The organism is Streptomyces sp. FXJ1.172, assembly GCF_001636945.3.
GTDB lineage: Bacteria > Actinomycetota > Actinomycetes > Streptomycetales > Streptomycetaceae > Streptomyces.
This window is the reverse complement of the sequence record NZ_CP119133.2, coordinates 3,389,391-3,401,490: the sequence shown is the minus strand read 5'-3', so window position 1 is coordinate 3,401,490 and position 12,100 is coordinate 3,389,391. Positions and strand designations below refer to the sequence as shown.

General features: G+C 73.7%; 6 protein-coding genes and 1 pseudogene. 3 read left to right on the top strand and 4 right to left on the bottom strand.

The annotated features are described in order from the left end of the window. Positions 1-155 precede the first annotated feature (155 nt). Positions 156-1,937 (bottom strand): ABC transporter ATP-binding protein, encoded by a 1,782-nt coding sequence (locus A6P39_RS14900; RefSeq protein WP_067056024.1) that lies wholly within the window; start codon positions 1,935-1,937, stop codon positions 156-158. Next, positions 1,934-3,682: an ABC transporter transmembrane domain-containing protein gene (locus A6P39_RS14895; RefSeq protein WP_067056021.1), complete on the bottom strand. Its 1,749-nt coding sequence runs from the start codon at positions 3,680-3,682 to the stop codon at positions 1,934-1,936. Before A6P39_RS14895 ends, A6P39_RS14900 begins: the two co-directional genes overlap by 4 nt. Positions 3,683-3,887: 205 nt before the next feature. Between A6P39_RS14895 and A6P39_RS14890 the strand changes: the two genes are divergently transcribed. Beyond that, positions 3,888-5,732: an ABC transporter ATP-binding protein gene (locus A6P39_RS14890; protein WP_067056059.1), complete on the top strand. Its 1,845-nt coding sequence runs from the start codon at positions 3,888-3,890 to the stop codon at positions 5,730-5,732. Next, a pseudogene (locus tag A6P39_RS14885) lies at positions 5,729-7,585 on the top strand (ABC transporter ATP-binding protein); the annotation flags it as partial. The gene A6P39_RS14890 and the pseudogene A6P39_RS14885, both read left to right, overlap by 4 nt. Before the next feature lie 19 nt (positions 7,586-7,604). Here the strand turns inward: A6P39_RS14885 and A6P39_RS14880 are convergent. Beyond that, on the bottom strand, positions 7,605-8,165 hold the full coding sequence (locus A6P39_RS14880; RefSeq protein WP_443052869.1) for a GNAT family N-acetyltransferase: 561 nt from the start codon (positions 8,163-8,165) through the stop codon (positions 7,605-7,607). A gap of 208 nt (positions 8,166-8,373) precedes the next feature. Then, entirely contained in the window at positions 8,374-10,635 is a 2,262-nt protein-coding gene (gene glgX, locus A6P39_RS14875) for a glycogen debranching protein GlgX (RefSeq protein ID WP_199841037.1), read from the bottom strand. A gap of 204 nt (positions 10,636-10,839) precedes the next feature. Here glgX and A6P39_RS14870 point away from each other — a divergent pair, with 204 nt between their 5' ends. Further along, complete coding sequence (locus A6P39_RS14870) at positions 10,840-12,069, top strand: L,D-transpeptidase (protein ID WP_199841036.1); 1,230 nt, start codon at positions 10,840-10,842, stop codon at positions 12,067-12,069. The last annotated feature ends 31 nt before the right edge of the window (positions 12,070-12,100 follow it).

Here is a 12,100-nt window from a genome sequence, read left to right as displayed (position 1 = left end):
TGCAGTCGTGGGGTTGCTGTGAGGCGGCTTGGGAAGAGTGGCAGGGGATCATCCTGGCTGTCAGGACCGCGTCACAAACTTGGCCGGAAAACGGTCGTTGACCGGATGTTCATGTTCGGTATGCGGATCGTTGGGCAGGCAGGCGAGGATCCCCCTCACGCCTCCTGGGCCGTATCCCCGTGCCAGGTCCGCCATAGCGCCGCGTACGCGCCCCCCGCCGTCACCAGGTCCTCGTGCGTGCCCAGTTCAGTGAGGCGGCCGTTCTCCATGACCGCCACGCGGTCGGCGTCGTGGGCCGTGTGGAGGCGGTGGGCGATGGCGATGACCGTGCGGCCCTCGAGGACGGCGGCGAGGGCGCGTTCGGTGTGGCGGGCCGTGGTGGGGTCCAGCAGAGCCGTCGCCTCGTCGAGGATCAGGGTGTGCGGGTCGGCCAGCACCACCCGGGCCAGGGCGAGTTGCTGCGCCTGCGAGCCGTCGGTGGCCGTGCCCCCCGGGCCCAGGCGGGTGTCGAGGCCGTCCGGCAGGCCGCGGACCCAGTCGTCGGCGCCCACCGCCGTGAGCGCCGCCCACACATCGCCGTCCGTCGCCTCCGGCTCGGCGATCAGCAGGTTGTCGCGGACCGTGCCGAGGAACACATGGTGCTCCTGCGTGACCAGCACCACCTGGCGGCGCAGCAGCTCCGGCGCCAGCTCGGCGACCGGCACCCCGCCCACCGTCACCGTGCCCGCCCCGGGCCGGTCGATGCCCGCGAGCAGCCGGCTGAGCGTCGTCTTGCCGGCGCCGGAGGGACCCACCACCGCGAGCCGCTCCCCGGGCCGTACCGTCAGATCCACCCCGCGCAGCACCTCGCCGCCGCGTTCGTAGGCGTACCGCACATCGCGCACGTCGATCCGGTCGTCCGCCGGGACCGGGCAGCCGCCCGCCCCGCCGCCCGGGCGGGACGCCCGCGCCAGGCCCTCCACGCGGGCGAACGAGGCCCCGCTGGACTGCAGTTGCTCCACGCGCATCAGGATCTGGTCCAGCGGCTCGGTGAACTGCCGCAGATACAGCGCGGCGGCCACCACCGCGCCCACCCCGACCGCACCCCGCCCGTGCAGCCACCCGCCGACCAGCAGCACGCCCGCCACCGGCACGGTGTACGTCACCTCGACCGCCGGGAAGAACACCGTCCGCAGGAACAGCGTGTGGAAACGGGTACGGCGCGAGGCCTCCAGTGCGTCCCGGCTCGCCGTCACCCGCCGCTGCCGCAGCCGGAACGCCTCCACCGTCCGGGCCCCGGCCGCCGTGGAGGCGACGATCTCCGCGGTCTGGGACGTCGCCGCACCCTCGGCGAGATAGCCGTCGCGGGCCCGGCGCAGATACCAGCGCAGCGCCAGCCAGACCGGGGCCAGTCCGAGCAGCCCGAACGCCCCGAGCAGCGGGTCCAGCGCGAACACCGCGCCCAGCACGAACAGCGCCTGCACGGTGTTGACCAGCAGCTCCGGGCCGACGTCCCGCAGCGTCGTGCCGACGGTCGCCACGTCCGCCGTGCCGCGCGCGGTCAGATCGCCGGTGCCGGCGCGCTCCACCACGGACGCGGGCAGCGCCAGCACCCGCTCGACGTACTCCTCGCGCACCCGGGCCAGCGTCCGCTCCCCGAACCGGTAGCCCACGTACCGCGCCCAGCGGGCCAGCAGCAGCTGCGCCAGCGAACACAGCAGGATCCACAGCGCCAGCCGGTCCACCGCACCGGCCCCGTGCCCGGAGCGCACCCCGGCCCGCACCGTGTCGACGATCCGCCCGACCAGCCACGGCCCGGCCAGCCCGGCGCCCGCCGCCAGCGCGTTCAGCAGCAGCGCGGCGCCGAACGCCCGCCCGTCGGCGCGCACCAGCCGCACCACGGCCCGCCGCACCTGCCCCCGGTCCGCGACCGGCAGCAGCCCTTCGCCCGCCGTCACCGTACGACCCCCTCGGCGTCCTCGGCCTGCGCGTCCCGTCCGGCGGGCCGCTCCTCCACATCCCGGGCGACCAGGGCCCGGTAGCCCGGCTCCTCGGCCAGCAGCCGCCGGTGCGGGCCGGCCGCCGCCACCTTGCCGCCGGCCAGGAACACGACCGTGTCCGCGCGGTCCAGCACCAGCGGCGACGTCGACGTCACCACCGTCGTACGGCCCTCCCGTGCCGCCCGCAGCCGCTCGGCGACCGTCGCCTCCGTGTGCGCGTCCAGCGCCGAGGTCGGCTCCACGGCGAGCAGCACCTCCGGGTCGGCCAGCAACGCCCGTACCAGCCGCACCCGTTGCCGCTGACCGCCCGACAGGCTGCGCCCCTGCCCGGTGACGGCCGAGTCCGCCCCGTCCGGCAGCCCGCGTACGACGTCCTCGGCCGCGGCGGCGTACAGCGCCCGGCGCAGCGCAGCCTCGTCGACCGCGCCCTCGACGGCCACGACCTCCCTGAGCGGCCCGGCGAACAGGTCGGCCTCGTTGTCCGCGACCAGTACGCGCGCGCGGACCTGTGCCAGCGGGATCGCGTCCAGCCGGACCCCGCCCCAGACCGCGTCGGTCGGCCCGAAGCGGCCGAGCCGGTCGACCACGGCGGCGGCCTCGGCGGGCCGGGCGGCGGCCAGCGCGGTCAGCCGGCCCGGCGCGATCCGCACCCCGGACGCGGGGTCGTACAGCTCGGCCGGGCCGTCGGGCGCGGGCAGTGTGCCCTCGTCCGGGTCCGGCTCCAGCCGCAGCAGCCGTACGACCCGGCGCGCGGCCACCACGCCGCGGTTCAGGTCGTACGCCATCTGCACGAGGAACGCCACCGGCCCGATCAGCACCGCGACATAGCCGTACACGGACACCAACTGGCCTACAGTGATGGATCCCTGGGCCGCGAGCCGGGCGGCCAGCCAGGTGACGACGGCCAGGAACAGGGTGGGCAGCCCGACGCCGAGCGCCTGCACCCAGCTGGCCACCGCGCCGACCCGGTACCCCTGCGCCCGCAGCGCCTGCGAGTCCGTGCGGAAGGCATCGGCGAACAACGACTTCCCGCCCAGCCCGTTGAGGACGCGCAGCCCTCCGGCGAGATCCCCGATGCGCGCGGTCAGTACCCCCTGCCGCTCCCGGTACTCGCTCTCCGCGCCCTGCAACCGCAGCGTCAGCGGCCCGGTGAGCAGCGCCAGCAGCGGCAGCCCGAGCAGGACGACGGCGGCCAGCGGCGCCGAGACGGCGAGCAGCAGCCCGGCCACCACCGCGTACACCACGACCGAGCCGACGCCCGGCCCGACCACGGTCAGCGCCTGCGCGAGCGTCTGCACGTCACCGACCCCGATGGTCACCACCTCCCCGGCCCCCGACCGGCGCGGCAGAGCGGCCCCGAGCCGCACCACATGGCCCACGACCGCCTTCACCGTGCGGAAGTTGGCGTCCATGCGCACCCGGGTCATGGTGCGGTGCCGCATGATGCTCAGCCAGGCGTTGGCCGCCCCCACCAGGAACATCACCCCGGCCCAGGCGGCCAGCACCCCCAGCCGCCCCGGCACCAGCCCGTCGTCCACGGCCCGCGCCATCATGTACGGCTGCGCGGCCAGCAGCACCATCCACACACTGCCCAGCGCGGCCCCGCCCACCGACCGCAACGGCTGCCGCCACACCAGCCACCACAGATACCGCCAGCCGCCCCGGGTGTCGGGCACCCCCGGATCCTCGTACGCGTCGATCATCCATCCCCCGCTCGGCTCGGCCCCCGCTGGGAAACGCCGAACCTATCGGGGGCCGGGAGGGCGGCTCCAGCGAATAACGGCCGGGCCGGCGGTCCAGGACCGGTGTTCAGCCGCTCGGCCGCTCCCGGTCGTAGGACCAGCGACGGAGCCGGGTCCGGCCGAAACTCGGTGGGCGACGCCGGTGCCGGTCCGTACGCTCGCGGTGATGCCCACGACACGTGCAACCACCGAGGACCGCTCCGCCGTCCGCACGCTGCTGCGGCTGTGGCCCTGCGTACGCCCCGTGCGGGCACGGCTGTTCACGGCCGCGTTCGTCGCGGTCGTCGCCTCCCTCACGGGGCTGGTGATCCCGCTCGTGCTGAAGTGGATGGTCGACGGACCGGTCGCCGGCCGCGACCCGGCCGGAGTGTGGCTCGGCGCCCTTGGCCTGCTCCTGCTGGGCATCGCCGAGGCGCTGCTGTTCGGCCTGCGCCGGTGGCTGGTGGCCCGGCCGCTGTCGCACGTGGAGGCGGAGATGCGGGCGGGGCTGTACCGGCACCTGCAGCGGCTGCCGGTGGCCTTCCACGACCGCTGGGCGTCGGGCCAGTTGCTCTCCCGGGGCACCACCGACCTGATGCTGCTGCGTCAGTTCCTCGCCTTCCCGCTGACGTTCCTGCTGGTCAACGGCGTGACCATCCTGGCCGGTGTGGTGATCATGCTGGTGCAGGACTGGGTGCTGGGGCTGATCATCCTCGCCCCGACGATCCCCGTGATGTGGACCTGCGCGGTCTTCGAGCGGCGGTACGCCATGGTGTCCCGGCGGGCGCAGGACCAGGTCGGCGACCTGACGACGCTGGTCGAGGAGAGCGTGCTCGGCATCCGCGTCATCAAGGGCTTCGGCCGCCACCGCAGCCAGGCGCGGGCGTTCGGCGAACTGACCGGGTCCCTGCGCGGCACCGAGCTGCGCAAGGCACGGCTGCTGGCCGCGGTCTGGGGTGTCATGGTGACACTGCCCGAGCTGGCGATCGGGGCGGCGCTGGTGCTGGGCGCGGTGCGGGTGGCCGACGGCGGGCTGTCGGCGGGGACCCTGGTGGCCTTCCTGAGCACGGCCCTCGCGTTGCGCTGGCCCGTGGACTCCATCGGCTTCATGCTGGCGATGAGCCAGGAGGCGGCCACGGCGACCGAGCGGTACTTCGAGGTCATGGACGAGGAACCGGAAGAACCGGAAGAACCGGAAGAGTCGGAAGAACCGGAAGCCGGCACGGTCGGGGGCGGGCGGAATCGAGGGACGGCTCCCGGGGGCGGCTGCGGACTCCGCTTCGAGAACGTCCAGTTCCGCTACCCCGACGCGCCCCCCGGCTCACCGCCCCTGCTCTCCCGCATCGACCTCCACATCCGCCCCGGCGAGTCCATGGCCCTCGTCGGAGCCACCGGCAGCGGAAAGACCACGCTCACCGCGCTCGTGCCACGGCTGCACGAGGTCACCTCGGGCCGTATCACCCTCGACGGCGCGGACATCGCCGCGATGCCCCGGCAGGAGCTGCGTGCCAAGGTCGCCGTGGCCTTCGAGGAGCCCACCCTCTTCTCGGCGAGCGTCGGTGAGAACGTCCTCATGGGCGCCGGGCCGGACGCGGGCGAGGCGGAACTGGACCGGGCGCTCGGCGTGGCGCAGGCAGCCGGCTTCGTCCACGCCCTCCCGCACGGCGCCGGCACCCGCGTCGGCGAGCAGGGCCTCAGCCTCTCCGGCGGCCAGCGCCAGCGCCTCGCACTGGCCCGCGCGGTGGCCGGCCGGCCGGGGTTCCTGGTGCTGGACGACCCGCTGTCCGCCCTGGACGTGCACACGGAGGCGGCCGTGGAGGCCGCGCTGCGCGAGGTCCTCGCCGACACCACCGCGCTGATCGTGGCCCACCGCCCGTCCACGGTGCTGCTCGCCGACCGGGTCGCCCTGCTCTCGGGCGGCCGGATCGCCGCCGTCGGCACCCACCACGAACTGCTGCGCACCAACGCCGAGTACGCGCGCCTGATGTCCGGAGAATCCGGCCGCTTTGGGGATACGGAGGACTCCCGTTGACCACCACGACCGCCTCCGTCCCCGCCGCCGCGGACGACGAACTCCCCGGCCCCGGGGGCGAGGACGGCGACGCCTTCGACCGGGACGTACTGCCCACCGAGCCCGGCGCCACGGGCGCCCTGCTGCGCTCGCTGCTCGCGCCCATGAAGGGCCGGGCCGCAGGGACGACGGTCCTGCTGCTGCTCCAGCTGGCGGCGGTGCAGGCGGGCCCGCTGCTGGTGGCGTACGCCATCGACACCGCCGTACCCGCCTTCCGTGACCACCGGCACGGCCCGCTGATCGCGGTGGGCGTCGGCTATCTGCTGTGCGCGCTGCTGGCCGGCGGGCTGCAGAGCGCGTTCATCGAGACCTCCGCCCGGGTCAGCCAGGACGTGCTGCTGGAGCTGCGCGGCCGCATCTTCCGGCACGCGCAGGCGCTGAGTGTCGACTTCCACGAGCGCTACACCTCGGGCCGGCTGATCTCGCGCGCCACGACGGACGTCGAATCGCTGCGCGAACTGCTCAACGACGGCCTCCAGGAGCTGGTGACCGTCGTGCTGTCCTTCGTCTACATCTCCGCGCTGCTGCTGTGGCTGGACCTCGGCCTGGGCGCGGTCGCGGTGGCCTCCTTCGTGCCGCTGCACCTGCTCGTGCGCAGCTACCAGCGGCGCGCGGGCCGGGTGTTCCGCGCCCGGTCCACCGCGATCGCCGCGCTGATCGTGAAGTTCGTGGAGACGATGAACGGCATCCGCCCGGTGCGGGCCTTTCGCCGCGAGGCGGTCAACGACGCCGAGTTCGCCGTCCTCAACCGGCGGCACGAACGCACCAACGGCGACGCCATGCTGGAGATGGCCCGCTACGTGGTCGGCTCCCGGCTGGTGGCCAACACGGCCGTCGCGGGGATCGTGCTGTGGGGCGCCTACCGGGTGGCGAGCGGTTCGCTGGAGCTGGGTGTGCTGGCGGCCGCGGTGCTCTACCTCCGGCGGCTGTACGATCCGATCGACCGGCTCGGGATGTTCCTGAACTCCTACCAGTCGGCCGCCGCATCCCTGGAGAAGATCGCCGGGCTGCTGGCCCGGACCCCGTCCGTGCCGGAGCCGGCGGCGCCCCGCGAACTCCCGCCGCGCAAAGGCGAGTCGCCGGGCCGGGAGGTCGTCTTCGACGCGGTCCGGTTCGGCTACCGCACCGGCGGCGAGGTGCTGCCCCGCTTCGACCTGACCCTCCCGGCCGGGCAGACGGTCGCGGTGGTCGGCTCCACGGGCGCGGGCAAGTCCACCCTCGCCAAGCTCCTCGCCCGCTTCTACGACCCCTCCGGCGGCCGGGTCCTGCTGGACGGGGTCGACCTGCGCGAGCTGCCGGTGCCGGAACTGCGGCGCGGGGTGGTCATGGTGACCCAGGAGGCGTTCCTGTTCTCCGGGACGGTCGCGGACAACATCGCCATCGGCCGGCCCGACGCCTCGCGCGAGGAGATCGAGCGGGCGGCCAAGGCCATCGGCGCCCACGAGTTCATCAGCGAACTGCCCGACGGCTACGACACCGACGTCCGCAAGCGCGGCGGCCGCATCTCGGCCGGACAGCGGCAACTGGTCTCCTTCGCCCGGGCGTTGCTCGCCGACCCGGCGGTCCTGATCCTGGACGAGGCGACCAGCTCCCTGGACGTCCCGGGCGAGCAGGCGGTGCAGCGCGCGATGACGACGGTGCTGCGCGGCCGCACGGCGGTGGTGATCGCCCACCGCCTGTCCACGGTCGAGATCGCCGACCGGGTCCTGGTGATGGAACACGGCCGGATCGTCGAGGACGGCCGGCCCGCCGAACTGATCGCCGGCACGGGCCGGTTCGCCGCCCTGCACAAGGCGTGGCGGGACAGTCTGGCCCGGCGCGCCCCGGCGGCGGTCAGGCCGGCGGCGGAGCGTCGTGCAGAATCCGCTGGAACAGACGGTGGTCCCGCCATTCCCCGTTGATGTGCAGATAGCGCGGAGCCATGCCGATCGGCTCGAAACCGTTCCTCGCCAGCACGCGTTGCGACGCGGTGTTGTCGAGGAGCGTGCTGGCCTCGACGCGGTGCAGGCCGACGATGTCGCGAGCCGTGCGGCAGGCGCTCGCCACCGCCGCGCCGGCCAGCCCCCGCCGCTGCCGGTCGGCGGCCACCCAGTACCCCATGGACGCGCTGCGGAACGGCCCGAGGACCAGCCCGGTGAGCGTGATCGTACCGACGATCGAGCCGTCGCTCTCGAACACCCAGGGCACGACGCGTCGTTCCGCGAACTCCGCCAGCCGTTCGGCGATGCGCTCGGCCTGCCCCTCGACGGTGAAGAAGCTGTCCGGACGGTGGGGTTCCCAAGGAGCGAGGAACTTCCAGTTCGCCACGTACGCGGCGTGCAGTGCCTCGGCGTCATCGGGGGAGAGCAGCCGCAACACGACGCCGTCCGGCAGCATTTCGGGGGGAATGATCACCCCGGCAAGTCTAGTGCCCCGGCAGGCAACGTTTGCCCGTCAAGGAGCGGCGTCCGGTGCGTGCTCTCGGTGTGCCGGCCGGATGCCCTCGTACTGGACGTACTTGGGCTTCCGGGCGGTGCGGCGAGAGGGCGTGCCGGGCGTCGCGACGGGGCGAACGTTGCCTGCCGGGGCACTAGTTCCCGGGCCGGGCCCGCCTGCGGCCGGATCACTCTTCGGTCACCTTCAGCAGCAGGACGCACCGCTGGGGCACCGTGATCCGCGCCCCCGCCGGATGCACCGTGCCCGGCGGCTCGGCCTGGTCCTCCCGGGAGGTGTCCACGACCACCTCGTACCGCTTCGCCCACGGCGGCCCCGGCAGCACGAAGCCCGTCGGCGACTCGCCCGCGTGCAGCACCGCGAGGAAGCTGTCGTCCACGACCGGCGCTCCCCGCTCGTCCCGGCCCGGGATGTCCCGCCCGGAGAGGTACATGCCGAGCGTGGCCGCGGGCGCGTACCAGTCGCCCTCGGTCATCTCGGCGCCCCGCGCGGTGAACCAGGCCAGGTCCCTCAGCCCGTCCGCCGAGTGCGCCCGGCCCGAGAAGAAGGCCCGGCGGCGCAGCACCGGATGCCGGTGGCGCAGGGCGATCAGCCGGGCGGTCAGGTCGCACAGCGCCCGCCAGGCGGGGTCGTCCAGCAGCGACCAGTCCAGCCAGCCGATCTCGTTGTCCTGGCAGTAGGCGTTGTTGTTGCCGCGCTGGGTGCGCCCGAGTTCGTCGCCGGCCACCAGCATGGGCACTCCGGTGGACAGGAGCAGGGTCGTCAGGAGATTGCGCAGCTGACGGCGGCGCAGCGCACGTACCTCCTCGTCGTCGGTCTCGCCCTCCGCCCCGCAGTTCCATGAGCGGTTGTCGTCGGTGCCGTCCCGGTTGTCCTCGCCGTTGGCCTCGTTGTGCTTGTGCTCGTACGACACCAGGTCGCGCAGGGTGAACCCGTCGTGCGCGGTGACGAAGTTGACCGACGCATAGGGGCGCCGGCCGCCCCAGGCGTACAGGTCGCTGGAGCCGGACAGGCGGTAGCCCATCTCCCGTACGTCGGGCAGCGCGTGCCGCCAGAAGTCACGGACGGCGTTGCGGTAGCGGTCGTTCCACTCGGTCCACAGCGGGGGGAACGCGCCCACCTGGTAGCCGCCCGAGCCGACGTCCCACGGTTCGGCGATCAGCTTGACGCGCCTGAGGACCGGGTCCTGGGCGATGACCGCCAGGAAGGGGGAGAGCATGTCGACGTCGTGCATCGAGCGGGCCAGCGCCGCCGCGAGGTCGAAGCGGAAGCCGTCGACGCCCATCTCGGTCACCCAGTAGCGCAGCGAGTCGGTGATCAGCCGCAGCACCTGGGGCTGGACCACGTGCAGGGTGTTGCCGCAGCCGGTGTAGTCGGCGTAGCGGCGGGCGTCGTCCTGGAGGCGGTAGTAGCCGCGGTTGTCGATGCCCTTCAGGGACAGGGTCGGCCCCAACTCGCCCGCTTCCGCAGTGTGGTTGTAGACCACGTCGAGGATGACCTCGATGCCGGCCGCGTGCAGCGCGCGCACCATCCGCTTGAACTCGCCGACCTGCTGGCCCGTCGTCCCGGTGGCCGCGTAGCCGGCGTGCGGGGCGAAGTAGCCGATGGAGTTGTAGCCCCAGTAGTTCCTCAGGCCCCGGCGCAGCAGGTGGTCCTCATGGGCGAACTGGTGGACCGGCAGCAGTTCGACGGCCGTCACGCCCAGCTTCACCAGGTGCTCGACGGCCGCCGGGTGCGCGAGGCCGGCGTAGGTGCCGCGCAGCTCCTCGGGAATCCCCGGATGCAGCTTGGTGAAGCCGCGCACGTGCAGTTCGTAGATGACGGAGTCGGCCCACGGGGTCTTCGGCCGCCGGTCGTCCTCCCAGTCGTCGTCATCGTCGACGACGACCCCCTTCGGCACGTACGGCGCCGAGTCCCGGTCGTCGCGCACGGTGTCGGCGACATGCTGCTGGGGCCAGTCCCGGACGTGCCCGTACAACTCCGGTGACAGCCCGAAGGCGGAGTACTCGCCGTCCACCGCCCGCGCGTACGGGTCCAGCAGCAGCTTGGCCGGGTTCCAGCGCGCGCCGGTCCACGGGTCCCAGCGGCCGTCCACCCGGTAGCCGTAGCGCTGGCCCGGCATCACCCCGGGCACGAAGCCGTGCCAGATCTCGTGCGTCAGTTCGGTCAGCCGGACCCGGGTCTCCCGGCCGTGCTCGTCGAAGAGGCACACCCGCACCGCCTCCGCGCCGGCCGCCCACAGCGCGAAGTTGGTGCCCGCGACCCCGTCCGGGCCGACCCGGAACCGGGCCCCCAGCGGTGTCGGCGCGCCCGGCCAGACCACGGGGGCCGGCACCGCGGCGTGCCGGGCGCCGTTCACCACGGCCGGCTGCTGCCCGGTCCCGGCGGCCGGCTCCCCGGCCGGTGCCCGCCGCTTAGCTGCGCTCGTCACCTGTCGGCCCCTCTTTCAGCCCGGGGGCGGCGCAGTCCGCCGCATGCGCAGAGCAGCCCGCTCGGCTCTCCGAATGCGGCTGCGCCCCTTACGGCTCCGGTGCGGGCGCGGCGGCTCCCCAACGTGTCGTCCTTCCCTCTCTTCTGCCCAGCGCGTGCGTCGCACTCACGTTTCCCCCGAGCGGGCCCGCTCGTTGAGTCCCGCGTGAGGCACGTACAAGGACGCGCACGGCGCGCGGGGGCCGCGCTGGCGGCGGTACTGGCGGTACTGGCGGGGGCGGCACTGCTGGCGGGCTGCTCCGGGGGCATCGGCCCGTTCGGGCCGGGCGGGATGTTCGGCGATCCCCCGGCAGCGGGGGGCGTCATCCGCGTCAGCCCCGACGACGGCGGCAAGGACGTCCGCCCGGACCGGCGCCTGCGGGTCACGGTGCCGGACGGGCACCTGGTGCGGGTGGGCGTCGTCAAGTCGCAGGACGCACAGGACTCCCCGGTCGCCGGCCGCATCAGCCCCGACGGACGGACCTGGCAGCCGGACGACGACCGGCTCGCGCTCGCCGCGAAGTACACCGTCGACGTGGTGGCGTACGACGCCCGGGGCCGCCGCTCGGCCCGGCACACCACCTTCACCACCCTCGTCCCCGACCAGCGGTTCATCGCCTACGTCACCCCCGAGAACCGCGCCACCGTCGGCACCGGCATGATCGTCTCGCTGTCCTTCAGCCGGGAGATCGCCGACCGCGCCGCCGTCGAACGCGCCGTCCGCGTGAGCGCGCAGCCGCCCGTCGAGATCCGGCCGCACTGGTTCGGCGGGAGCCGCCTGGACTTCCGCCCCGAGCAGTACTGGAAACCCGGCACCGCGGTCACCGTCGACCTGCACCTGAGGGACGTCCAAGGGGCGCCCGGCATCTATGGACTGCAGGACAAGTCCTTCGCCTTCACCATCGGCCGCAGTCAGGTCTCCCTGGTGAACGCCGCGCAGCACACCATGCAGGTACGGCGCGACGGCCAGCTGCTCGCCACCGTGCCGATCACCGCGGGCGCCCCGCAGCACCCGACGTACAACGGCAAGATGGTGGTGATGGACATGCAGGACGTCACCCGCATGAACAGCCGCACGGTCGGCTTCGGCGGCGAGTACGACATCCCCGACGTCCCGCACGCCATGAAGCTCACCGACTCCGGGACCTTCGTGCACGGCAACTACTGGTCGCCGGGCGCCCCCGGGCACGTCAACGTCAGTCACGGGTGCGTGGGTCTCATGGACGTCAGGGGCGGCCGTTCGGACACGCCCGCGGGCTGGTTCTTCGACCGCAGTCTCATCGGTGACGTCGTCGAAGTGGTGGGCAGCAACGACAGGACGGTGGCCGCGGACAACGGTCTCGGCGGGTGGAACATGACCTGGAAGGAGTGGAAAGCGGGCGGCGCGGAGAAGTAACCAGGTGAACGGCCTTCGGTGCGGGCCGTGG

Excerpts from the sequence above, each read along its gene's own strand:
- A6P39_RS14890 (WP_067056059.1), top strand. The coding sequence starts at position 3,888 with ATGCCCACGACACGTGCAACCACCGAGGACCGCTCCGCCGTCCGCACG.
- A6P39_RS14895 (WP_067056021.1), bottom strand. The coding sequence starts at position 3,682 with ATGATCGACGCGTACGAGGATCCGGGGGTGCCCGACACCCGGGGCGGC.